Annotated in this window: 19 protein-coding genes and 2 pseudogenes; 6 read left to right on the top strand and 15 right to left on the bottom strand. The window is 40.7% G+C overall.

Going from position 1 to position 24526, the window contains the following annotated elements:
* The first annotated feature begins 18 nt into the window (after positions 1–18).
* Entirely contained in the window at positions 19–1092 is a 1074-nt protein-coding gene (alr, locus tag B1201_RS13400; RefSeq protein ID WP_078193971.1) for an alanine racemase, read from the top strand.
* An 82-nt stretch (positions 1093–1174) separates the two neighbouring features.
* Here alr and B1201_RS13405 read toward each other — a convergent pair whose 3' ends face one another.
* The 4 genes and pseudogenes from B1201_RS13405 to B1201_RS13420 form a co-directional block, all read right to left on the bottom strand.
* Entirely contained in the window at positions 1175–1909 is a 735-nt protein-coding gene (locus B1201_RS13405) for a proteasome-type protease (protein WP_078193972.1), read from the bottom strand.
* A gap of 16 nt (positions 1910–1925) precedes the next feature.
* Complete coding sequence (locus tag B1201_RS13410) at positions 1926–2705, bottom strand: transglutaminase family protein (RefSeq protein ID WP_078193973.1); 780 nt, start codon at positions 2703–2705, stop codon at positions 1926–1928.
* On the bottom strand, positions 2702–3304 hold the full coding sequence (locus B1201_RS13415) for a hypothetical protein (RefSeq protein WP_078193974.1): 603 nt from the start codon (positions 3302–3304) through the stop codon (positions 2702–2704). Before B1201_RS13415 ends, B1201_RS13410 begins: the two co-directional genes overlap by 4 nt.
* Before the next feature lie 22 nt (positions 3305–3326).
* Positions 3327–4760, bottom strand: a pseudogene (locus B1201_RS13420) (circularly permuted type 2 ATP-grasp protein); the annotation flags it as partial.
* 374 nt (positions 4761–5134) lie between these two features.
* Here B1201_RS13420 and B1201_RS13425 point away from each other — a divergent pair.
* Complete coding sequence (locus tag B1201_RS13425; RefSeq protein ID WP_078193976.1) at positions 5135–6133, top strand: helix-turn-helix transcriptional regulator; 999 nt, start codon at positions 5135–5137, stop codon at positions 6131–6133.
* Between the two features lie 577 nt (positions 6134–6710).
* Positions 6711–8381: an FMN-binding glutamate synthase family protein gene (locus B1201_RS13430; RefSeq protein WP_078193977.1), complete on the top strand. Its 1671-nt coding sequence runs from the start codon at positions 6711–6713 to the stop codon at positions 8379–8381.
* Between the two features lie 453 nt (positions 8382–8834).
* Here B1201_RS13430 and B1201_RS13435 read toward each other — a convergent pair whose 3' ends face one another.
* From B1201_RS13435 to B1201_RS13450, 4 genes are read right to left on the bottom strand one after another with little or no spacing between them, the layout of a single operon-like run.
* Entirely contained in the window at positions 8835–9878 is a 1044-nt protein-coding gene (locus B1201_RS13435) for an alpha/beta hydrolase (RefSeq protein ID WP_078193978.1), read from the bottom strand.
* On the bottom strand, positions 9878–11017 hold the full coding sequence (locus tag B1201_RS13440; protein ID WP_078193979.1) for a YdcF family protein: 1140 nt from the start codon (positions 11015–11017) through the stop codon (positions 9878–9880). The genes B1201_RS13435 and B1201_RS13440 overlap by 1 nt, the downstream gene beginning before the upstream one ends.
* 21 nt (positions 11018–11038) lie before the next feature.
* On the bottom strand, positions 11039–12076 hold the full coding sequence (gene murB / locus B1201_RS13445) for a UDP-N-acetylmuramate dehydrogenase (protein WP_078193980.1): 1038 nt from the start codon (positions 12074–12076) through the stop codon (positions 11039–11041).
* Positions 12077–12085: 9 nt separating this feature from the next.
* Positions 12086–12601, bottom strand: a complete 516-nt coding sequence (locus B1201_RS13450; protein WP_078193981.1) for a low molecular weight protein-tyrosine-phosphatase — start codon at positions 12599–12601, stop codon at positions 12086–12088.
* 118 nt (positions 12602–12719) lie between these two features.
* Here B1201_RS13450 and B1201_RS13455 point away from each other — a divergent pair, with 118 nt between their 5' ends.
* Entirely contained in the window at positions 12720–13880 is a 1161-nt protein-coding gene (locus B1201_RS13455) for an iron-containing alcohol dehydrogenase (protein ID WP_078193982.1), read from the top strand.
* 35 nt (positions 13881–13915) lie between these two features.
* Positions 13916–14347, top strand: a complete 432-nt coding sequence (locus B1201_RS13460) for an acyl-CoA thioesterase (protein ID WP_078193983.1) — start codon at positions 13916–13918, stop codon at positions 14345–14347.
* Positions 14348–14368: 21 nt separating this feature from the next.
* Here the strand turns inward: B1201_RS13460 and dnaX are convergent, their stop codons facing one another.
* From dnaX to B1201_RS13485, 5 genes are all read right to left on the bottom strand, one after another.
* Positions 14369–16597 carry a DNA polymerase III subunit gamma/tau gene (dnaX, locus tag B1201_RS13465; protein ID WP_078193984.1) on the bottom strand — a complete coding sequence of 743 codons (2229 nt, stop codon included), beginning with the start codon at positions 16595–16597 and terminating at the stop codon, positions 14369–14371.
* 134 nt (positions 16598–16731) lie between these two features.
* Positions 16732–17181 (bottom strand): copper resistance protein NlpE N-terminal domain-containing protein, encoded by a 450-nt coding sequence (locus tag B1201_RS13470; RefSeq protein ID WP_078193985.1) that lies wholly within the window; start codon positions 17179–17181, stop codon positions 16732–16734.
* 84 nt (positions 17182–17265) lie between these two features.
* Complete coding sequence (locus B1201_RS13475; protein ID WP_078193986.1) at positions 17266–18552, bottom strand: serine hydrolase domain-containing protein; 1287 nt, start codon at positions 18550–18552, stop codon at positions 17266–17268.
* Positions 18553–18627: 75 nt separating this feature from the next.
* Positions 18628–19482: a MaoC family dehydratase gene (locus B1201_RS13480; RefSeq protein ID WP_078193987.1), complete on the bottom strand. Its 855-nt coding sequence runs from the start codon at positions 19480–19482 to the stop codon at positions 18628–18630.
* 168 nt (positions 19483–19650) lie between these two features.
* Positions 19651–21042, bottom strand: a complete 1392-nt coding sequence (locus B1201_RS13485; RefSeq protein ID WP_078193988.1) for a 3-oxoacyl-ACP reductase — start codon at positions 21040–21042, stop codon at positions 19651–19653.
* Positions 21043–21283: 241 nt separating this feature from the next.
* Between B1201_RS13485 and B1201_RS13490 the strand changes: the two genes are divergently transcribed.
* The gene (locus B1201_RS13490; protein ID WP_078193989.1) at positions 21284–22804 is read left to right on the top strand and encodes an acetyl-CoA C-acetyltransferase; all 1521 of its coding nucleotides are present in this window, start codon (positions 21284–21286) and stop codon (positions 22802–22804) included.
* A gap of 107 nt (positions 22805–22911) precedes the next feature.
* Here the strand turns inward: B1201_RS13490 and B1201_RS13495 are convergent, their stop codons facing one another.
* On the bottom strand, positions 22912–23901 hold the full coding sequence (locus B1201_RS13495) for an IS5 family transposase (RefSeq protein ID WP_078193990.1): 990 nt from the start codon (positions 23899–23901) through the stop codon (positions 22912–22914).
* 143 nt (positions 23902–24044) lie between these two features.
* A pseudogene (locus B1201_RS13500) lies at positions 24045–24503 on the bottom strand (RHS repeat domain-containing protein); the annotation flags it as partial.
* Positions 24504–24526 lie beyond the last annotated feature (23 nt).

The raw sequence follows: 24526 nt of genomic DNA on the forward strand, positions 1-24526 counted from the left end.
CCTGTAGGAGTATTTAGGGTGCGCCAAGCTACAGTTTATATTGATCAACAAGCACTTCAATATAATTTAAACCGTGTCAAACAACTTGCCCCAACCGCTAAAATTGTAAGTATGGTGAAAGCTAATGCTTATGGACATGGAGTTAAAGACTGCTTAGCAGCCTTAAAAGACAGTGATGCCTTTGGTGTTGCCTGCCTAGAAGAAGCATTAGAAATTCGCGAACTGGGTTATGAACAGCCAATTACACTCATTGAAGGAATTTTTTCAGATGATGAAATGCAAATTATCATCGATAAAAAAATTGAATGTGTGGTGCATCATCAGCAACAACTAGATTGGTTACGTGAGCATAAAGAGGCCTATATCGCTCAAGGTCTGAAAGTTTGGGTTAAACTCAACAGCGGTATGAACCGTTTAGGTTTTAAAGTGCCTGAAATTATTGATGTTATCAATGCATTAAAGGCGGAAGGTTTTACTTGCGTACTGGCGATGCACTTTGCCAATGCAGACGCAGAAAATCATCCTTTAAATGACCAACAACGTGAACAATTCTTACACGTAAAAGAAGCTTGTGCGCCAATCATGGGTTCGTGCTGTAATTCGGCTGCGATTTTCAAATGGCCAGAACTGAATTTTGATTTTGTTCGCCCAGGCATCATGCTATATGGCGCGACACCTTTCGCAGACCGTTCTGTAGAAGCCTTAGATCTTAAACCGGTGATGACCTTTACCGCTGAAGTTATTGCTTTAAATACCATTCAAGCTGGTGAATCTGTGGGTTATGGATCGACTTTTGTTGCAGAGCAAGAAATGAATCTTGCGATTGTCTCGATTGGTTATGGCGACGGTTATCCACGCGCCTTCCCTAAACAAAACTATGTATCTATTCAAGGACAGAAAACACGTGTGATTGGTCGTGTTGCCATGGATATGATTGCGATTGATATCACTGGTATAAATGCACCCATAGGCACAGAAGTCGAGCTTTGGGGTAAAGACCGTTTAGTTGATGACGTTGCAGAAGCGAACGGAACCATTGGCTATGAATTATTATGCCGTATGAGCGCGCGCCCTGTACGTAAATTAGCTTAATTAGCCAAATCACAAAGCCCAGATCAAATCTGGGCTTTTTTTATCTCGCTTTTTTTAATTGATCTATTCGTTGATCAAATCCTTATTGAAAATAGTCAGCTGTTGGTTTTGCCAATTCGATTAAGCCCTGACGCAATGCTTCTGACCAGCCTTTACTGATCATGGTGAAGTATGGGTCTTCTTCATAAATGCGCTTACCATTTGGTATTTCTAAACTGTCCTTTTTATAAACCAAAGCATCTAAAGGCATACCTACAGACACATTCGAACGTATCGTTGAATCAAAAGAAATTAAGCTACAACGCATTGCTTCATCGAGTGGCATATCGTAACGCAAAGTTCGGTCAAGTATCGGCTTACCATATTTACTTTCTCCAATTTGAAAATATGGGGTATCCGGTGTCGCACAAATAAAATTACCTTGCGGATAGATATTATATAGCTGCATATCAGCGCTACCAATTTGACCACCTACTAATAAACTACAGTAATAATTACTTTGTTCTAAAATATCTGAGGTGACATCAGAGATAACTTTTTTTAAGGTATGCCCGACCAATTCAGCCACTTCGAACATCGTATTTACACTATATAGATTCGGCTCTTGTTTGACTTCTAGTCTATTTTGTAAATGCCCGATGACCGCTTGTGTAGTAGCTAAATTCCCAGAGGTTTGGATGGTAATAAATCGCTCACCCGCAACACCAAAGGTATAAAGTTTACGAAAAACTGAAATATGGTCAACTCCTGCATTTGTACGTGTATCACTGACAAATACCATGCCATCTTTTAATCGTAATGCACAACAATAGGTCATTTTTATCCCTCTAAGATTAACAACTCAACACTTGTACAATTGAGCTCATAGACTCAATACCACCTTTATCACGAACACCTCGAACAGGAGCTACATCCCAGTAATCCCGCCCAATCGCGACATAAATATGTGATTGTGGTGTAAATAGCTGATTACTTACATCAAAACAATACCATTTATTTTCGATATAGACTTCTACCCAAGCGTGACTAGCAAGATGGCTACTATTCGGTACAAATAAATACCCAGAAATATATCGTACAGGAATACCCAAATAGCGACACATTGCGATCATGACATGAGTATGATCCTGACATACCCCCTGCTTATAATGAAAAGCATCTATTGCAGAAGTATGTACAGATGTCTGATTCGAAACATAGGGAATATGCGCCAAGATCGCTTCAGCCAAACGAATTAGATTGACACGATTGATACGAGGGACATAACAATCGGCAAAACTTTTCATATAAATGTCGCATTGCGTACTCGGTGTTGGCTGTAAAAACAATTTCGGGTTTAAATCATCCGCATTTGAATCATTTGAACTCAAATTCATCTCTACGATGCCCTGCGCCATAATGGTCATTTGCAGATAAGGTTCGCGCTGCGTTGTGGTCAACCACACATTACCAAAAGTATCCAATTGCATATCACGTTGCCCCGGCACACTCACATCCCAATTTTGCACCTGTTGATGCGCATTAGTGGATGGGGTCATTTTGATATATTGAATGCTTCTGCTAACCACATCAGTGTAAACATAATGGGTCTGATGGTTGATCATGAGCCTCATACAGCCACCTCAAACATATTTTGGATATGATCACTGAAATGGTAAAAATTTTGGCTATTCGGTTGTTGCTTTAGTGCCTGCCATGCCTCTTGCACGCTTTCCCAGCCAAACTGAACCAAAGCGATTACGATATGTTCAATCTTCGCTAGGGTGTATTGAATCTCCTGCTGCATGCGTAACTGGCGATCAAGCTGCTCTATGGCTTGTCCTAAACTAAAAAATAAAAATACATCTTCAGATTCGGACTCTAAAACATCTTGGCAATCTGTTACCACGTCACAGATATAACCCGGGTTATCACTCGCATTACGAATTAAACGGCTGAGTTCTGCATAACTTTTTGCTGAAAGTACACCCCTTAAGTCCTGTATATTACTTTGCGCATATTTAAATTGGCTGTAAAATGACGCCGGTTGCTCTGCATTTAAAACCAATTCATTCATTGAGTCGACATCGAAGGCTGGTAAACAAAAAGCATGTGCATAGTTCAATGCCATATCGACATCTTGAAATGGAAAAATACTGCATAAATATTGAGTGCGTGCTAAATAACGTCCCAACCAAAAAATATGTTCTGCATTACTGTTTAATAAAATCATGTTTTGCTCCTTCACTGAAGTGCTATGAGCGTAAATCGTCTACAACCCATGTATCTTTAATCCCGCCGCCTTGCGAAGAATTCACCACCAATGAACCTGCTTGCATTGCAACACGAGTTAAGCCACCCGGTACAATCTCAGTTCGATATGGAGAGCTCAATACAAATGGACGCAGATCAATATGGCGTTCCGAAACACTTGCCTCACTTAGGGTGGGGCTAACAGATAAATTTAAAGTCGGCTGTGCAATATATAAATGTGGTGCTGCGGCCACTTTATCTTTAAAGCTATTTAATTCTTGTAAAGAGGCTTGCGGACCGATCAGCATGCCGTATCCACCTGAACCCTGTGCTTCTTTGACCACCAATTTTTCGATATTCGACAGCACATAGTCCAAGTCGTTCTGCTCACGACATTGATAGGTCGGCACATTTTTCAGGATCGCTTGTTCACCTAAATAGAAATGAATCATTTTATCCACATAAGGATAAATCGATTTATCATCTGCTACGCCTGTTCCCGGTGCATTTGCAATGACCACATTATGTTGCATATACGCTGACATGAGCCCTGCTACGCCCAAAGTACTGTCAGGTTTGAAACATAATGGATCGAGGAAAGCATCATCCACACGACGATAAATTACATCAACCTGTTGTCGACCTTTGATGGTTTTCACATAAACCTTATCGTTTTCTACATAAAGGTCACGCGATGTCACTAAGGGTACATCCATCTCCCTTGCCAAAAAGGCATGTTCATAATACGCACTGTTAAAACGCCCTGGGGTTAAAACCACGATAAACGGGTTATCGACGTAGGCATTTTCTGCAAGAATTTCACGTAAAAGCTGCGGATACTGCTCAATCTCCATGATGTTGCTTTGCTGGCAAAGTTCAGGCATCAGTTTTTGACTGATCTTACGGCTTTCTAGCATATATGACACACCCGACGGTGTTCTAAGATTATCCTCAAGGACGTAAAATTCGCCTGATTGATTACGTATGATATCAATACCACTGATTTGGCTATAAATTTTACCTTTTAGCCCATGCATATACATTTGTGGCAAATAGGCTTCATGCGTTAAGACTTGCAGTTCAGGAATAATTCCTGCTTTTAAAATATCTTGTTGATGGTAGACATCATGTAAAAACAGATTGAGAGCTTTCACGCGCTGTGCGCAGCCCAGTGATAAATTATTCCATTCCTTTCGTGCAATCACACGCGGAATAAGATCATAAGGTATGGTGCGTTCAATGCCCTCATCTTCGCCATACACTGTAAAAGTAATGCCTTCATAGAGAAAATGTTGTTTTGCAACCTGATTTAGTTGCTTCAATTCATCAAGCGTATGCTGTGATAACCACTGCTCTATCCGTTGGCATGATTCTTTAGCTACCGTTTTGCTGTCGCGCATTTCATTAAAAAAATCCGAATTGAATTGATTAAACAGCGCATGTCCTCGAGCAAGTGGTAAAGTTTTTAATGTAGAGACAGAAGTATTAACCAACTTTGCCTCATAACCCTCAATTCCATTTGAAGTTGTATTACGATTTTCTTTCAGCATAGCAACTCCATGTTTTTGTCATGTTTTATGAACTAGATAAAGCAATATATATGCCATCAATACATATGCTGCTTCTCTTTGATTATTTATGCATCATTTTTGCAAAGTGGTACAGCATGTAACTGCTCAAGTTGTGTCAAATTGCGTTATTAAAATCATCTTAGTTTTTTCAGATGAAGACTTGCTTAACGCAGGAAGATTTCTTATTGTGTCCCACAGCATCATTTTATTCATTTAAGTCCAAGTTCAAGCACTAGATTATGTCTTCACAAGAAAAAGAAACGTCGAACAGCCTCTATCGTCAGTGGCAAATTCTTTCACGACTGTCCACAGGTAAGTGGATGGGTACGCGTGAATTACAAGAAATACTGAACCGTGAAGGCATTGATATCAGCCTACGCACTATTCAGCGTGACTTAAATCAAATTTCTCTGCGTTTCCCAATTGAGAGTAGTAAAACAACTCCACAAGGCTGGCGTTGGCGTTCCGATGCACCAATTCAAAGCTTGCCTCATATGACTAGTTCACAAGCGGTCACCTTTATGATGGTTGAGGAGCACTTAAAACATTTGCTTCCACCGAGCTTAATTGAAGAAATGAATCCTTGGTTTGACCTCGCACGTCGGAGCCTGTCGTCACAAAATAATGTCCGTCAGTGGATTAACCGCGTGCGAATCGTGCCAGCAACTCAGCCATTGATTCCTCCTGTGGTTGAAAAAGCTGCACAGCAATCAATTTATGAAGGCTTACTACAAGACAAACAACTTGAATGTCTGTATCAAGGTCGTGGACAACAAAGTGAAGAAAAGACCTATATTTTAAATCCACTGGCTTTGGTCCAAAAAGGTGCAATTATCTATTTGGTTTGCACACGTCATGACAAAACAGACATCCAAACCTTTGCTTTACATCGTTTTAAATCTGCTACGGTCTTAAATTCACGTGCATTACACCCTGTCGATTTTGATATCGATGCCTATATTGACTCTGGAGCGCTTGGCTTCCGTGTGGACTTCAATAAGCCGACTGAAATGATTCAGCTCAAATTAACCATGTCTGAAGCAGAGGCTGTTTATTTTGAAGAAAGTCAGCTAAGTAAAGATCAAGTGATTCAAAAAACCGAAGATGGCTGGGTGGAAGTTAGTGCAACAGTACCTTTTACCTCTCAGTTAACATGGTGGCTGCGTAGTTTTGGTAAAAAGATTCAGAAAATTGAACCTGAAGAAGTCGCTATGGTTGTACAACAACGCAATGACTAAACCGATCTCAGACTTTCTGCTACCTGAAATATTAAATTTGAGGTAGCAACTTTTATTTCATAATAAATATTTAGCACTTAATTTTTTGCTTAGATTTTCACTTAAATTATCAACACATAAAAAAGTCCCAACGCTGGGACTGGATAATTTCTTAGAATATTTTTGTAATTTTAGTCGTTTAGGTCAAAGGAACTACAGCATAAGTATCTGCTGAATACCTTATGCCATAGCGCTAATTTCTCATGGCTATAATCAATTACTGACATAGGCAGGCTAGGTCGGCATTATTATAACGAATAGATTTCATAGTCATATTCAGCACCTCGTGTTTAGAAAGTAAAATCACTTTAACCTCCATTTTGCGTACTGTGAAATAACAAGAACCGCGCTGCTTTTCACAAATTTTCTTAAAGAAGATTCCTGCTTTTCTTATCTGATTTGGCTTTAAATGAAAAATTCATCCAACTTCAATGTTGTTTTTTATAAATGCTACACTGAATCAACAAATTAAAGCTTGAGCATTGTGCATAAACTCGGCAAATTATGAGCAAATGAGCTGAATAAGATTTTTCAAAATATGGCCAGTCCAGCGCAAACTATTCGCCACAAGCTACTAAATACTTTTTTTTCTCGGCATTCAATTTGGTTTGCTTGTATTTTTATCTTCCTACTCATTTCGAGTTTTCATTTAGGTTATTCCCCTCGTTATATTCAATATTTTATTCCACAAACCTTATTGAATAGTATCTGGGTCATTACTGGGCTTTTAAGCTTATTGGGTTTGTATGACGTCATACAAAACAAACATTCGATCTTAAAAAATTACCCCATCATGGGGCACTTTCGTTTTCTATTTGAAGAATTTCGACCTGAAATTCGCCAATATTTTATTGAATCTGATCAAGATGCACTGCCCTTTTCTCGTATGCAACGTAGCTTGGTCTATCAACGTGCAAAAAACCAAAATGCAGATAAACCATTTGGTTCAATTGTTGATGTTTACCAAAATGATTACCGCTTTATCAATCACTCCTTGTCACCTTGCATTCCTGCCATTCCTGAAACTTTCCGTATTAATATCGGCAATGAGCAATGTAAGCAACCGTATAGCGCATCGATATTAAACATCTCTGCGATGAGCTTTGGTAGCTTAAGTGCCAATGCCATTCGTGCCTTAAACTTAGGCGCAAAAATGGGCAAGTTCTACCATGACACCGGTGAAGGCAGTATTAGTCCGTATCATTTGGAAAATGGTGGCGATATTGTTTGGGAACTCGGTAGTGGTTATTTCGGTTGTCGTACGATTGATGGTCAATTCGACCCTGTACGTTTTGCTGAACAAGCCAAGCACCCTCAAGTCAAAATGATTGAGATCAAATTATCTCAAGGTGCAAAACCAGGCCATGGTGGCATTTTACCTAAAGACAAAATTTCCGAAGAGATTGCTCAAATCCGTGGTGTCAGCCGTGAACATGACTGTATCTCTCCATCTAGTCATCCTGCCTTTAGCACCCCTATTGAAATGATGCAATTTATTCAGCAATTGCGCGAACTGTCAGAAGGCAAACCTGTGGGTTTTAAACTGTGTATCGGGCAACCATGGCAATTTATGAGTATCGTAAAAGCCATGTTACATACAGGGATTACACCTGATTTTATCGTAGTGGATGGTTCTGAAGGTGGGACTGGCGCAGCGCCAATTGAATTGATCGATAATATGGGTACGCCACTGCGTGAAGGCCTACTCTTTGTTAATAACACCCTGATTGGTGCAGGCTTACGTTCAAAAATTAAAGTCGGTGCCAGTGGTAAAATTATTAGTGCTTTTGATATTGCCAGTACCATGGCAATTGGCGCAGATTGGGTCAACTCAGCTCGTGGCTTTATGTTTGCAGTTGGGTGTATTCAAGCTCAAAGCTGTCATACCAACCAATGTCCAGTTGGCGTTGCGACACAAGACAAAGACCGTCAAAAAGCCATCCATGTTCCGACCAAAGCAGAACGTGTTTTTAATTTCCACAAAAATACCTTGCATGGCTTATCTGAACTTATTGCCTCAGCAGGTTTACAACATCCATCCGATATCCGTGCGCACCATCTAGCGCAGCGGATTAATAACCGTGAAATTAAAAACTATGCACAGCTACATTTTTGGTTAAAAGATGGGGAGTTACTCAGCTGTGAAAATAAAGATGAAGAAAACTTCTATTTCCGTATGTGGAATATGGCTCATCTAGAAAAGTTCTGATTCCTCCACCCAAAAAAAAGAGGCGACTACGCCTCTTTTTTTTCGTCTAGATCCATCACACTGATTAAGGTAAGCTGTGCTCAATCGTCAATTAGTAACTGATGTTACGCAGTAACACCAGAAGCGCAATTTGATTCAAATAAAAGTACGATACGCGGCAACGTCATCCGCAAGTGTTTGAGGCAGGACGACATCTAATCAAAAAAGTTTTTGCGATAGTTTAAATAAGTAGATGCTAGTGAACGAGTTTTGTCGGTGAGGTGCATTGCACCGCAAGATGGTTTCCTTGCGAAGCTTTGCTTCTCATTTTGCCTAATGAGAAACAATGTTTCGTAAGAGTACCTCCAGCCGAAGGCTAATCCTTTTATTTAATCTCTAGATGTAAGACTCCGTCGAATAAAATTAAAAAATCATTTTAAAAATGCGTAATTACTTTTACGTGCGTAACATCAGTTAGTAATAAGACTTGCTATTCGATTGAGCATGCAAGAATGCCGGGATCAAACCTGTTAATGCAGCACGAATATCGGCACGTTCATTAATCAGCTGATGCGAACCTTCTTCAAGCATGAGAAGCGTCTGTAAACGAAATTTACGACGTATAAACTCAATGTTATAACGCCAATCTACAGTTTGATCCTGTGCGCCTTGCGCTAACCACACCGGAATACGACACGCTGGGCGTTCCTCCATCTCCTGCATCCATTTTGACATGGCCAAAATCCAATCCATCCCCATCATTCGTGGTTGTAGAGGATCTTTTAAGCGGACAAAACGTAAAAACTCAGGATTATGATTATTCCGTCTAAAATGACGTGGCACTTCACGTTTAATACGACGAATAATGCCTAATCCAACCGAGTTATGCCACCATGCCGTTTTTGCAGGGCGAATCAGCGGAGATAATAATAAAACCCGTTCGACATAAGGGTTTTTGCGATGTTCAGCAAAATCTAACAGATGATGCAGCCAAATCGCACCACCCGTACTCTGCCCAATCCCTAACCACGGTGTTGGTAGTTGCGCCGCATGTTTAACATAACGATATACCGCTTCCAAAACTTGTTGGTAATGATCAAAGTTTTGAATACTGGCTGGCGAGCCATTGCTTAGACCATGCCCCGGTAAATCATAGGTTAAAACACCAAAACCTTGATCTAAGAGTTCACGAATAATCGGCTGATATATTCCACTATGCTCTAAATAACCATGCAATAAAAATACAGTGCCTTTAATGACATCCGTTTCAGCCTTGAGTTTCGGTTGAAACACTTGTACATGTAATTTGAACAAAGGCATTTCCACATAGCCTTGCCAATGTTCGCAGTTCAAGGCATCTAAACCATAAAGTCGTCGATATGACTGTATTTCAACACTAGGCTCAAACGGTCGATTTAAATTCAGCGGTTCTAATACTTGTGGGGTTAATTCTCGACTTGGAACTGGAAGATCTAATTGTTTAAGGATCGAAGGATTAAGAAATGGGATATCTGACATTATGGGACCTCCCGACAGTCACTTGAGCCAAACCAAACATCACGTAAGGTGGCTAATAATTCATAATTAGCACGACGACTATGGTCATAATTTTTTTCACTTGGTCGCCATGTAGTTAATGTTGTTGGCATAGGTGCAACAACAGGAATGGTTTCGATACCATTTAATGCAAATAAACGACGTGTTCGAGGCATATGATATTGGTCAGTGATTAAAATAACCGTCGGTGCCCCACCTTTTTTCTGTAAAAGCAACGAACTAAAACGCGAATTTTCGCAAGTATTCATACTGCGGTCTTCAAGCAATTTCGCATCGACATCATATTGCTTCAACCATGCTTGCATATACGGTGCTTCAACACCACTCAGTACAATCGGTAACTTATTGGCTCGTTCAACATCGAGTGTTTTTTCCAGTCGAAGTCGTGTGTAGTCATTCACTACGATGTCTTTATCATTTTTATCTAAGGTTAAACCACCACCTAACACCACGATCGCATACGGCTCTGCGGTTGGCTGCTTCAGGGTTTTATCTTTCATTTTGGCAAGATCAAGATATGTTTCATCATCGATCGGTTCCGCTTCTGAAGCCGATTGCTCAATTTCATGGGTTTTTAAGAACTCGGTATATTGAGTCATCAGTCCTTTATTTTCCGCACTATTGAACTCAAGCAGCTCTTTCATTTTTTGAGCAGGATTTTCCGCCAATGCTTCAGAAGAAGCCGCCTCGGACGCAGAAGGATTCAGCAGAGGTACTTTCGGTATATCCTTTTGACTATCATTCTTTTCTTTTTCATGTTCTTCTTCAATGAGCTGCTGTAACGCCTTATAACGTGCTTGTATAAGGGTTAAATCTTGAGGTTCATCGGACTGTATTGCTTGCTCCATGAGTTTTAAATATGCTTGGCGTGCTATCCATAAGTCAGAACCCGGCTCATAGTTATCATCATCACTCAAAGCGCCGAGTTTTTGACTTTGCGCTGCGAGCTGATTGACTTCTACAGGAACGAAATAATTTAAACTTTTAACGATCAATTTAGAATAAAACGGCGTATAGATAAAAATCACTAGACAGCCCAAAAGTACAAATAGCACTGCAGCAATTTGTACTAAGCGAACCATCCAATGTGTTTTATGCATAAATCTAAAACCTATGTGTTTTTATTGATCTGCGTGAGATCGAATCAAGCCATTTGTATCAAATAATACAGGCTCAGGATGTAGTTCAATATTAAATTTTTCAAAAACATCATGTTGTACAGCTTTGTATGTTGTACGTACATCTTGCAGCGTGGCGTCCTGATAATTGACCAACACCAAAGCTTGCTTATGGAACATACCCACTGAACCCACAGATTTCCCTTTCCAACCTGCTTGGTCAATCAACCAGCCCGCTGCCAGTTTTACCGCATTATTCGGTTGTGGGTAATGGGGTAAATTGGGAAATTGCAGCGCAATTTGGTCAAAGGCTTGCTGGCTAATCACAGGATTTTTAAAGAAACTTCCGACATTTGGAAATTCTTTCGGATCTGGGAGTTTGGTTTGACGAATATGAATGACTTGTTGTTGTAGGTTTTCTGCACTTAAGTCTTCACCTACCGCCTGCTTTAAATCACCATAATTTAATTTTAAATCTGCATGTTTTAAAAGTTTAAACGTGACATGCGTAATAATAAAACGCTCTGGCTCATCTTTAAAAATACTATGGCGATATGAAAAATGACAATCGGCAGCGCTAATAGTACTTTGCTGTTCTGTTACTCGGTCATAGACCTGTACAGATTCAATAAACTCACCCGCCTCAACACCATAAGCTCCTATATTTTGTACAGGTGAAGCACCGACTAAACCGGGTATCAATGCTAAATTTTGTAAGCCATAAAACTGGTGTGCCGTCGTCCATAGCACAAAGTCATGCCACACTTGCCCTGCACCCACTTTTAAAGTCTGTGTATCGGCATCGTCTTGTACATATTCAATACCTTGAATATCCATGTGCATCACTAAAGCATGTATTTGCTCAGGCAACAGCATATTACTGCCCCCTGAAAGCACCAATATATTTAATTGCTCAGCTTTGGCAAAGTCGAGCGCTGCTTGGATATCTTCTACCGATTGAACGCGTACATAATGAGATGCTACAGCATCGAGGCTTAATGTATTAAATGGCTTAAGCTGAACCTGTGTTTGAATTTGCATTCTTAAACCTTAATTTTTTTGCTGTGCTTGTAACTGAGTTTTTAAATAATTGACCCAAGCCTGACTGCTAGATTCGCATTGATCTAATACATGTTCAAACCCTGCATCACCACCATAGTACGGATCTGGTACTTCTTGTTGCGGATATTGGTGATCATGTTGACTCATCAAAGACACTTGTGCACGTAGTTGACCGAATTGTTGCTGCGCCTTTTGCATGAGGTTTTGAATATTGTCTAAATTTTCGTAGTCCATGGCCAAAATCAAATCAAATTCAATAAAATCATGAACCGTTAACTGACGTGCGCGTAATGCAGATAAGTTATAGCCACGTAATTTTGCATGCTGTTGGCTACGTAGATCAGGCGCTTTGCCCGGATGATAATTGCTCGTACCCGCAGAGTCGACGTGAACATTGAGTTGCGCTTCATCACAAAAATGTCTGAGAACCACTTCAGCCGTAGGTGAACGGCAAATATTTCCTAAACAAACACACAACACCTTATATGGCGTGCTGGATGACATAACAACCTCAAGACTACTTTTATTTCAAGCGTCTTATGTTAAGTTATTTACAGGATGAATCCTATATCAACACTCAAGAATAATGTTTATTTGGATATAAAAAATTAGGGATAAGCCAATGAGTCAATTTCAGTTTCAAACCGTCAGCAATATTATTTCAGGCTTAGGCTCTATTTCCCAACTGAGAGAGGTCCTAGGCGACTTTCAAGCCAAACGTGTCATGCTTGTGACCGACCCCGGTATGTTGCAACAACAATTACATTTACCCATTTTGGATATTTTAGAAAGTATCCATCAAGATTATGTAATTTATTCTAGTATCCAAGCCGACCCTGCAGAACATATAGTTTTAGATGCAGTTCAATTTGCCAAAAATGAAAAAGTAGATTTGATTATTGGTTTTGGCGGTGGCAGTTCAATGGATGTGGCTAAAATTATTGCGATTTTGGCTCATCCTAAGCAAACACAGCAGATCAGTGATTTATATGGTGTAGCTAATGCAAAACGACCACGCTTGCCACTCATTTTGATTCCGACAACGGCAGGGACCGGCTCTGAAGTCACACCAATCTCTATCGTCACTACAGGTGAAACCACCAAAACAGGTATCGTCTCCCCTGTACTGTATGCCGATGTCTGTATCCTCGATGCGAACTTTACATTAAATCTTCCCGCACACATTACCGCAGCAACCGGTATCGATGCCATGGTGCATGCCATTGAAGCCTATACATCAAAAATTAAAAAAAATCCGTATGCGGATATGCTTGCTAAACAAGCTTTGCGTTTATTAAATAAAAATTTAGCGCTGGTTTTACACGACGGACATAACCTCGAAGCGCGTCAGCACATGCTGGTCGGTTCAATGCTTGCAGGTCAGGCCTTTGCTAATGCGCCAGTTGCAGCGGTGCATGCACTCGCTTATCCACTCGGTGGACACTTTCATCTCTCGCATGGTCATACCAATGCACTGGTTCTCGCTGAAGTGTTGAAGTTTAATGCACCTCAGGCCAAACAGCATTATGCAGAACTCATGAGTTGGCTAGACCCATACAGTACGGGCTGTACCGATGGTTTATGTGATTTATTTATTGATCATATGCAAAATCATTTAGATCAGAGCGGTTTGGTGCTAAAACTCAGCCAACTCAATGTGCCTGAAAATATGCTCGATCGTTTAGCAGAAGACGCGTTATTACAAACGCGACTATTACAAAATAATCCGCGAGAACTGCAGTTTGAAGATGCTCGCCAGATTTACCAATCGATCTATGCCTAAAGTTTACTCATTTTGAAATAAAGAAAATACCAACGATGAAACCTAAAACTAAACGCCGCCAAAACTATCGATTTTTATTTCCAATCCAAACACGTTGGGCAGACAACGATATGTATGGTCATGTCAATAATGTCACCTATTACAGCTATTTTGATACTGCTGCAAATGCGCTATTGATTCAACATGCCGGTTTTGATTTGCGAAATACCCCGATCATTGGTTTAGTGGTCGATTCAGCCTGCAGCTTTTTACAAGAGCTGTCCTATCCAGAAATCATTGAAGTTGGGGTTGCGATTGAAAAAATTGGTAATTCTTCACTGCGCTATGACTTGGCTATTTTTAAACAAGGACAAAATGAGGCTGCAGCCCAAGGACATTTCGTTCATGTGTTTGTTGACCGCCAAACACGAAAAAGCACCTCGATACCCGATGATATGCGAGATGCTTTAACTCAATTTTTACTTTAATTTTTAAATCTAGCTTAAAACTTATTTGAGCTGGATATTTTGCAACTCACCATCAAAGCTTTTGAGTAAGTCTTTCACAACAGGCTCAGCATGTAATAACTCATTTGCACGTGCAAAGGCCTTTTCCTTGCGGACATGTTGTAAAGCATACGGTGTGGTTTCTTCGACATCTTCAAAGCTGATATGGAAACGACATTTTGACCATTGCGCATGAATGGCTTGTTCCAATACATGCTGCAATTGAGTCACTAAAGCTTCGTACCGCTTTGGAATATGGAAAGTCGATTCACCGTCAATCGTACCGCGCATAATGCCATGCTGAGCCAACTCTTGTACCGCAGGTGAAAGTTGACTATTTCGGAACCAATACTCCCACTTTTCGACCGTCCACTCACCTTCAAGGGTTTGAGGCTGTAAAGTCAAAATATCTTGTGGCATCAAGGTAGAAGATGAACCCGTTTGAACAGCATCCGAAGAAACGGAACTTTGCGTAACTTGTGGTGATGCTAGATCAAAACCATTGTCGCCTTGAGCACCCGAAACTGATTCATTCACCACATGTTGTGGTTCAAGGGCATTTATCAAATGTGGCTGAGCTGTTTCAGGCTCTTCACTTTTTGACTCTAAAGCTGTTGGTTCTAAAGGTGCAATATCTTCAAAATTTATAGCGCTCACATCAACTTCTTCAGTTTCAGTACTCGGCGTCGGATCTAAATCAAATAATGTATCTTCTGCCACGGCATCCATAACAAGCGTGTCATTTTGCTGTGTCGATACAGACTCAACCGGTGCAACCTCTTGCGTATCTAGAGTGCCATTTGCTGTAGATGCTGTAGATGCTGTAGAAGTTTGGCTTATTGCGTCTTCTTCAGGATCATCTAAAAAATCATCAGATGAAGGTTCATCGACTGCAGGTGCAGAAACATAGCCATCATCGTCATCATAATGTGAATCATCAAAATCATCGAAAGCTGGCGATGTGTCTACAGCGGGTACAGCTTCAGGCTGCTCAACAGTGGCAACCTGTGCAGCAGACTCAACAACGGTATTGGGTTGCTGCAAAGACTGTGTTTGAGTCGGCTGAACTGTTTCGGCCTGATTTTGAGCAAGCTGTGGCTGTGCGGCTGACTCTTGCTGTACGGCAGAGACCAACATTTCATTTGGCTGTAATGGACGAAATGCTAATAGACGCAGCACACACATCTCAAAACCTTGCTCTTGTGTCACAGCCAACTGCAAGTCTGCCCGACCTTTACATGCGACTTGATAATACAACTGCAAATCTTGAGCTGAAATCAACTGCGACAATTGCATAATTTTTTGATTGATCTCAGCACTATATTTCAACGCTAAGTCTGGCAAATATTGTAATAATGCCAGTTCATGCAAAGTCGAAATTAACTGATCCAATACCAGCGACACATCCAGTGCTTGTTGACGGAATTGCATGAGTAAAGCACTCACGCGTTCACGCTGATTTTGATGAATGGCTAAAATCAAATCATAAATAATCGTACGGTCAATTAGGCCCAACATGTCTTTGACATCTTGGTGCTGAATTGAACCCTGACCATAGGCAATGGCTTGGTCAGTCAGTGACAGCGCATCACGCAGTGAACCTTGAGCCGATTCAGCAATTTGCCAAATCGCATCTTGCTCCGCTTGAATTTGTTCTTTTTGTAAGATATCTGTCAAATGCGATGTGATTTCATCCACCGCTAAAGGACGCAAAGTAAATTGCAAGCAACGTGAAATGACAGTAATCGGTAATTTTTGTGGATCTGTGGTTGCAAATAAGAACTTCACATGCTCTGGCGGCTCTTCCAACGTCTTTAATAACGCATTAAATGAATGCGTAGAGAGCATATGCACTTCATCGATTAGATAAACTTTGAAGCGACCTTGCGTTGGTGCATAAGGAACGTTATCGAGTAGTTCTCGCGTATCTTCAACTTTGGTCCGTGATGCCGCATCGATTTCAATTAAATCAATAAAACGACCTTCATTTACTGCTTTACACGTTGGGCAGACTTCACAAGGCGTTGAGGTTACACCTGTTTCACAGTTCAGACATTTTGCCAAAATACGGGCAATGGTGGTTTTACCCACGCCACGAGTACCTGTAAATAAATACGCATGATGTAACCGACCACGTTCTAAGGCACTGGTAAGTGCGCGTGACACATGGTTTTGCCCCACGAGTTCAATGAAATTTCGTGGACGGTATTTTCGTGCAAGTACTTGATACATGTATGCTCCTTTTTACAGGTGTAAGCATACTGTTTTTTTGTCTAATAGTGAAATAAATGGCAAAGTTTGGACAATAAAAATTCGATCTTGGACTCTCCCAATGATCAGGTAAATTTAATAAAAATTACGAATACTTAAACTGCTTTATTTAAAAGGAAATCACTTTGCATTTGATAGCGTTTCGCCGTCTGGTCTTCCCGAATTTCAAGTAATTGCTGATCCAAATCTACATACAAAAGATTGCGCGTTTGCACATTCATGAGTTCTAGCTGCTGCTTTGATTCATCTTTAAAACGAATTACACCTTTTAGCACTTCTACTTCGTTATGACCACTTAGACTTTCACGAGTAAGTGTAAAGGTTTGGTCTTCATGTAGCTCAAGAGCCACAGCCATACCGGGACAATCTTCACAACGAGAAAGACAGCCCATACACGGCGTTGTACCTTTAAAATCACCCACCCATGCAGCTTGCTGTTTTTCGGCAGTAATCGCTTCTATCTCTTTTGCTTTCGTTTGAGTTGAATCCTGACAACCCAACATTGCCGACGTTGCGACTAAGGGAATCAAAACAACTTTTTTCATAGGGATATCACAGCAGTCTAAAACAGCGAGGGAAAATAGCATATTTTTCACATTTCCCCAATTTCTGTACTATCCCGAAGTATCTTAAAGCCAGCCCTTGCGTCCTTTAAGTGCTTTGTCTGCACAGCGTAGCGTTTCTTGAGTTAAGCCCCATAAGCGATAATCACCTGTGATTGAACCCGTCGCAAAGTTATGTGTATATGCAAAACTTAAATCACGCTGCGGATCGCACCAGGCCCCAGAACCATTAAAACCAATATGTCCAAAACCTTGACTAGATTTGCCTAAAGTTAAAATTCGATGATATCCCAAACGCCAATTCATTGGTAAAGGCATAATACGATCACGTTTTTTAAATTGAATTTTACTTAAAGATTCAAAAACTTGTGGTGTGATTAAGGTCTGTCCTTGCCACTGACCATGATTGGCTAGCATGGCGTAGATTTTCGCTAAACTATTGGCACTAAATACACCAGTAGCTGCAGGAATGATGGCTTGTAAACCCTCATCACTAAAAAATGAAAACTTACGCATTCCTTTTGGAATCATGCCATCTTGAAAGTCTTGCAAATTGTGTCCCGAAAGTTGTAGGAGCTGATCAAAGATTGACGGTTTTCGTGTCTCGGTCTTTTTTTTCGTTGTCTGCGCTTGGGTATTTTCTTGTGCAGATGTATCTACAGCACGTTCTACTTTTTTCTTTTTCGGAATCAAGCGTGCAACCTCACTAAGTTGATGCTCTGGTACGCCAAAAAATGCATGATCCAATGCCAAAGGCTCAACCAAATAGTGTTGCATTAGTTCAGCAAGCGGTCGACCTGTGGCCTTTTCAAGTACACCACCGACTTGCCAACCGAAGGTTAACGGTTGATATGCTGCATCAGTTGATGGCTCAAAACGCGGCTTAGCTTGTTCGATGACTTTAAGCATATGTGGCCAATCAGCCATTTCAGATGCTGTTTCGATGATATTACGGATATCGTATAAACCACTTTGATGACTCAGCATGTGCCTTAATGTGATATCCGACTTACCATTTTGAGCAAACTCCGGCCAATATGCGGCAACGGGAGTATCGTAATCTAGAAAGCCTTCGCTCACTAAGATATGTGCAAGCGTTGCAAGTACGCCTTTACCCGTGGAATAACAGACTGAGGGTGTATTGGCCTGCCAAGCTTCTTCGGCTGACTTTTTACCAGTCCAAATATCCACGACTTTTTGACCTTTAAAATACACCACTAAGGCGGCTCCGCCTAAGTGGGTTCGAGCATCCTGCATACGGCTAAATTGCGCCGCCAAATCTTGAAACGCCTCGTCAACCGTACCTTGATAATTATTCTTCTGTGCAAATAGATATTCTTTGAGCGCCTGCATCATCATTCCTTTGAATATGAATCGCTTGAGATTAAAACAAAAAAGCCTAAACCGATATCGATTTAGGCTTAAGTCTTACAGTGCTTTCACACTTCCCGCGACATGCGGTTTTTTGTTCTTACTATTTCGAATAGCAAACTCGGTATCTTTACCCGTTTGTGCAGTAAGGAACTCAACTTGAGAAGGCAAATACATCGGTAATTTAAACCAGACATCCGCTTCATAGGCATCTGGCAAAGTTAAACTCGACAAAGCTTTAGCTTTACTCCACATACCATGTGCAATGGCTTGTTTAAAACCAAACGCTTTAGCGGTTACAGCATGAATATGAATCAAGTTAAAGTCACCAGAAGTCAATGCATAACGGCGACCAGTATTTTCAGAAACATTCCATTCAGCTTGAATTTGCAACTCAGCTGACTTTGTTTCAGTAGATTTTGCCGCAGCTTTGTTGTCGGTTTTTTGACGTGCTAAATACGTGGTTAATGATTCTACAACCACTTCATCGCCCACTTTTGCAGTGGTAATAAAGTCAAATTGCACGCCTTTATCATGTGGCTGTAATTCACCAAATTTGCATGACAATGACAGTGTTTCATTCACACCAACTTTGCGATATTGCTTCACTTGGTTACGAATATGTACCAAACCTAAGATCGCAAATGGAAAAGCTTCCGTAGTCATCATATGCATTTGCAAACTTTGAGAAAGCACAGCCAAATAAATCGCTGGGATATAACCATTGTTTTTAAAGCCACAGACTTCGTTATAAGCTTTTAAATGTTTTTGATCGACCTTAAATGAATCCACCACATATTCAACTTGCGGCAGCACTTTTTCAGCTTTAGGCTTTTTAAAAATCAAGCCTTGAATCACTTTTGGATAGGCTAAATAAGGTTTTGGAAGTTGACTAAAATGGCGAGTATTCATACTAAACCTTTGGAAGTTTTTATTTCAATGTTTTAAAAGCATCTTCTCTTGCGCCATATATAGCTCAAGGAGAAGGCTAGAATGAGGGTTAGACCCATTCATTTATAGCAAATTTTTACCTCTCCCTAGCCCTCTCCTAAAAGGAGAGGGAATTTTAAGAGGAATGTATTAAGCCCCTAACAAGCTTTGACCACACACACGTACCACATTACCGTTCAAGCCTGTCGATGCAGTTGAAGCAAACATCGCAATCGTTTCTGCAACGTCTACAGGTAAACCACCTTGACTCATTGAGTTCATACGACGACCTGCTTCACGGATTGCAAATGGAATCGCAGCAGTCATTTGCGTTTCAATAAAGCCTGGAGCAACAGCATTAATGGTTACGCCATTTTTCAATAATGGAGCAGTAAATTTAACCACACCAATTACACCTGCTTTAGAAGCAGCATAGTTGGTTTGACCTAAGTTACCTGCAATACCTGAAATGGAAGACACGCAAACAATACGACCATTTGCATTGAAGCCATCATTTTCAAGAAGGTAATCATTTACACGCTCAATCGCAGACAAGTTAATGTTAATCACCAAATCCCAAAGCTCAGGCTTCATATTGGCCAAAGTTTTGTCACGGGTAATCCCTGCGTTGTGCACGATGATATCCAAACCACCTTGAGCAGCTGCAGCAGCTTTGATTTTTTCACCGGCATCGCTTGCAGTAATATCAATCGCTAGCGTAGAACCGCCAATTTCACCTGCAACACGGTCAAGGTCTGCTTGCTGCTGTGGAACGTCTAAACAAATGACATGCGCGCCATCACGTGACAATACATGTGCAATTGCTTCACCAATACCACGGCTTGCACCTGTTACTACAGCTGTTTTGCCTGCAAGCGGTTTGTTCCAATCAACATCAACAACGTCTGCTTTCGATACACGAATTACTTGACCCGATACATAAGCTGAACGTGGTGAAATCACAAAACGTAGTGCAGACTCTAAGTTTGCTTCTGCCCCTTCATCTACATACACAAGTTGAGCAGCAATGCCTTTTTTAAATTCTTTACCCACAGACTTCACAAAACCCTCAAGGGCACGTTGTGCAATGGCTTGTTTCACAGTCTTCGCTGTTTCAGGCGTTGTACCTACTACTACAACACGTCCAGATGCCTGAATTTGACGAGCAATTGGATTAAAGAATGCATAAAGCGAATGAAGTTGCTCTGAATTTTGAATACCAGATGCATCAAAAACTACAACTTTAAACTTAGACTCTTTATCACCTTCATTAAATGCGCTTAGGTTTAAACCTGACTTGGCAGCAGCTTGTTGTAATTCAGCATTATTGCCTGCATAGCTATTGGCATGAATATTTGCCAAGACTTGTGCAATAGCACCAGATAATGTTGAAGCAGGCGCTGCACCGAATAAAACCGCACCTTTTACTACAGGTGTTGCAGACTCAAAACGCTCTAAAAAAGTCGGTGATGGTAAACCTAAATTTTTGATGACAAATTTACCAATAGGAGATTTTGCAAATGTTTGGTATTGATCAGTCATGTTTATTATCTCTCATACAGATTAATTTTTGATGGATCTGAAGATATCCCTTTAACTTCAAGATGATGTCAGATACTTATATTTCAATAGTTCCATCAGTTTCCATGGAATCATACTTGAGTTAAACCGCAGATGGCTTGACCTGAATGCTTTAGCGAATGTCATTTTAGTCAATTTACCCATTTGGTGAATATGCTAATGTACCCAACAAGAAGATCATCCACATGCTTGGAAAAGCCTTATGAGCAAAACAACTCAAGAAAATCCAGCAGTCGAAACTCCGACCACGGAAACTGTGTCAAATACATCAAAGAGTACACCACGTACCGCTAAAAGTACGGGCACAGCAACCAAGTCTACAAGTGATGCCGCTAAAACGAGCCGTCCTCGTCGTGCATCTACACGTAATAAGACACCCGCTTCAAACCCTAAAACAGCTTCAAAATCAACAACTCAAACGTCTGTTCAACAGGATAATACCATGAGTCAAAACACAGTTCGCCGCGTTGCTATTATCGGTGGTAATCGTATTCCTTTCGCTCGTTCTAACGGCGCTTACTTCACTGCATCAAACAGCGATATGTTCACAGCTGCATTAAATGGTCTTGTTGAACGCTTCAACCTTCAAGGTCAACGCCTTGGTGAAGTTGTTGCTGGTGCCGTGTTAAAACATAGTCGTGACTTTAACATGACCCGTGAGTGTGTACTCAATACTGAACTTGCTCCTGAAACACCTGCTTACGATATTCAACAAGCATGTGGTACAGGTTTACAAGCAGCTTTCTTGGTTGCTAATAAAATCGCATTGGGTCAAATCGAAGTGGGTGTTGCTGGCGGTGTAGATACAACCTCTGATGCACCGATCGCTTTTGGTGATGGTTTACGTAAAGCACTACTTGAACTGAACATCGCAAAAACAGGTAAAGATCGCCTAAAAGCATTAACTAAAATTAATGTTAAAGATTTGATGGATGCACCGAAGAACGGTGAACCACGTACAGGTCTTTCTATGGGTGACCATCAAGCAATTACAACACTTGAATGGGGTATCTCTCGTGAAGCGCAAGATGAACTTGCGGCATCTTCACATCAAAAAATGGCAGCTGCATATGAAGAAGGTTTCTTTGATGACCTGATTACGCCATTCCTAGGTTTAGAACGTGACAACAACTTACGTGCAGACTCTTCTGTAGAAAAACTTGCGAAGTTAAAACCAGCGTTTGGTAAAGGCGATGCACGTACCATGACAGCGGGTAACTCGACTCCACTAACTGATGGTGCGTCATGTGTCCTTCTTGCCTCTGAAGAATGGGCGAAAGCAAACGGTCACGAAGTGCTTGCTTATTTAACCTTCCAAGAAACAGCGGCGGTTGACTTTGTAGAGAAAAAAGAAGGCTTATTGATGGCGCCTGCCTATGCAGTGCCTCGTATGCTTGAACGTGCAGGCATTACACTACAAGACTTCGATTACTATGAAATTCATGAAGCATTTGCATCTCAAGTATTGTCTACGCTGAAAGCATGGGAAGATCCTAAATTCTGTAAAGAACGTTTAGGCTTAGATGCCCCATTGGGTTCAATTGATCGTTCTAAATTGAACGTGAAAGGTTCATCTCTTGCTGCAGGTCACCCATTTGCTGCAACTGGTGGTCGTATTATCGCAACTGCTGCAAAACTATTGAACCAAAAAGGTTCAGGCCGTGTACTTGTATCGATCTGTGCTGCGGGTGGTCAAGGTGTGACAGCAATTATTGAAAAATAATTAATCTGCACTATAAAAAACCGCTCATATGAGCGGTTTTTTTTATACCTATACATGGCTTTGTTGCACAAAGATTTGAAATACAAAGCCCCCTAATTGAGCCAAATTTAAGGCGTAACTTGGGTAAGTGGTCGACCTAATTCCGTAAATCTGTTGAGGACTGCTACACGTGCATGAATTTCATTGACTTGGCTATCAAATTTTCTTGCACTGAGTTTATCCCCCAATAATTTGATGCAATACATCTTAGTTTCGACCAAACTTCGGCAATGATAGCCGGACCATTTTTTCCATAATGTCCTGCCTGAGAAGCACTGCTTCGCAAGATTAACAGTACGAAGTAATTCATTTCGCGCTAGCGAGCTGATCTTTGTATCTTTCCATGGTTTCGCATTTTTTCTAGGTGGAATCACCGCATGCGCTTGCCGATCTGCAATGACCTGACGGCATTGCTTGGTGTCATAAGCTCCATCGGTATAAACAGAGTCAATCTGCTCATCTTGTGGAATCTGATCGAGTAAATCACCAAGCACTTGTGAATCACTCACATTATTTGTAGTGAGTTGAATGGCGCGTATTTGAAGGGTTTCAGCATCTATACCAATATGAAGTTTACGCCATTGGCGACGATATTCAGGTCCATGTTTCTTCCTTTTCCATTCACCTTCACCTTCACCTTCACCTTCACCTTCACCTTCACCTTCACCTTCACCTAAAAACTTTAGACCGGTAGAGTCTACCAGCAAGTTAAGCCCACCACTGCTTTTTTGATAATTAATCGCAATATCAATATGTTTTTGTCTTTTGCAAAGCGTACTGTAATTTGGTGCGGTCCAATTTAATCCACAAAGTTTAATCAGACTTTGCACAAAGCCAGTGACCATACCTAAAGATAGACGGAATAAGGATTTAATCATTAAGCAGCATTGGATAGCTGCGTCGGAGTAGGTTTGATTTCGCCCTTGTTTGCCTTTTGATGGAGCATACCATTGCGTAGCAGGATCAAACCAAATGGCAATATTTCCGCGACTCATGAGTGCTCGGTTATATGCGGGCCAATTGGTTGTGCGATAGATTTTGTGTGTAGGCTTCTTCATTTGAAAATTATATCGCTGAAAAAGCCTTTACAGATAGGTTTGTGCAACAAAGCCATTCTAAACTGAACTCCATCACTTGCAAATAGCTTATCTTTTGGCAGAATTACATCTGTAAATGAATGAAATTTACATCCAATTCTAGTTGCTAAACCAATTGGGTCAATATATTTAATCGGATTCGCAGTATAAAGATAGAAATTGTTTCCGCCCAATAACGTAATCGGATCTTTACTTACAAACCGTCCAACATGAGGTGAATAATAACGATGACGGTTATAATGTAATCCTGTTTCTTGATCGAAATACTGTCCCTGAAAATGAATATTGTTTGAGATTATTTCTGAATTTTCAAAGAAACTCGATTTAGCCTTTTCAGCCTTACACTCACCCCAAGCCTTATACTCAGCTTTCCAAATGATTGCACCTGTATGGTCAGTCATTTCTTGTGGTGTACCTAAATGGTCACAGTGATAGAACCATACATCATCAAAGCCGTTACTTTGTTTGGTAGTTTTCCATAATGGATCACGATGTACGCTATAAGGTTTATCTGACCAGTCAGGCGTTTGGTGTAATTCTATCGGGCTTTGATAGACGGCTTCTTTAATTTAAACAGACAGGTACT

It is taken from the genome of Acinetobacter sp. ANC 5600 (assembly GCF_002018395.1).
In the GTDB taxonomy this organism is placed as follows: Bacteria; Pseudomonadota; Gammaproteobacteria; order Pseudomonadales; family Moraxellaceae; genus Acinetobacter; species Acinetobacter amyesii.

Coding starts and splice junctions, on each gene's coding strand:
- B1201_RS13405 (WP_078193972.1), bottom strand. CDS start 1,909: ATGACCTATTGTTGTGCATTACGATTAAAAGATGGCATGGTATTTGTC.
- B1201_RS13410 (WP_078193973.1), bottom strand. CDS start 2,705: ATGAGGCTCATGATCAACCATCAGACCCATTATGTTTACACTGATGTG.
- B1201_RS13415 (WP_078193974.1), bottom strand. CDS start 3,304: ATGATTTTATTAAACAGTAATGCAGAACATATTTTTTGGTTGGGACGT.
- B1201_RS13425 (WP_078193976.1), top strand. CDS start 5,135: ATGTCTTCACAAGAAAAAGAAACGTCGAACAGCCTCTATCGTCAGTGG.
- B1201_RS13430 (WP_078193977.1), top strand. CDS start 6,711: ATGGCCAGTCCAGCGCAAACTATTCGCCACAAGCTACTAAATACTTTT.
- B1201_RS13435 (WP_078193978.1), bottom strand. CDS start 9,878: ATGTCAGATATCCCATTTCTTAATCCTTCGATCCTTAAACAATTAGAT.
- B1201_RS13440 (WP_078193979.1), bottom strand. CDS start 11,017: ATGCATAAAACACATTGGATGGTTCGCTTAGTACAAATTGCTGCAGTG.
- murB (WP_078193980.1), bottom strand. CDS start 12,076: ATGCAAATTCAAACACAGGTTCAGCTTAAGCCATTTAATACATTAAGC.
- B1201_RS13450 (WP_078193981.1), bottom strand. CDS start 12,601: ATGTCATCCAGCACGCCATATAAGGTGTTGTGTGTTTGTTTAGGAAAT.
- B1201_RS13455 (WP_078193982.1), top strand. CDS start 12,720: ATGAGTCAATTTCAGTTTCAAACCGTCAGCAATATTATTTCAGGCTTA.
- B1201_RS13460 (WP_078193983.1), top strand. CDS start 13,916: ATGAAACCTAAAACTAAACGCCGCCAAAACTATCGATTTTTATTTCCA.
- dnaX (WP_078193984.1), bottom strand. CDS start 16,597: ATGTATCAAGTACTTGCACGAAAATACCGTCCACGAAATTTCATTGAA.
- B1201_RS13470 (WP_078193985.1), bottom strand. CDS start 17,181: ATGAAAAAAGTTGTTTTGATTCCCTTAGTCGCAACGTCGGCAATGTTG.
- B1201_RS13475 (WP_078193986.1), bottom strand. CDS start 18,552: ATGCAGGCGCTCAAAGAATATCTATTTGCACAGAAGAATAATTATCAA.
- B1201_RS13480 (WP_078193987.1), bottom strand. CDS start 19,482: ATGAATACTCGCCATTTTAGTCAACTTCCAAAACCTTATTTAGCCTAT.
- B1201_RS13485 (WP_078193988.1), bottom strand. CDS start 21,042: ATGACTGATCAATACCAAACATTTGCAAAATCTCCTATTGGTAAATTT.
- B1201_RS13490 (WP_078193989.1), top strand. CDS start 21,284: ATGAGCAAAACAACTCAAGAAAATCCAGCAGTCGAAACTCCGACCACG.
- B1201_RS13495 (WP_078193990.1), bottom strand. CDS start 23,901: ATGAAGAAGCCTACACACAAAATCTATCGCACAACCAATTGGCCCGCA.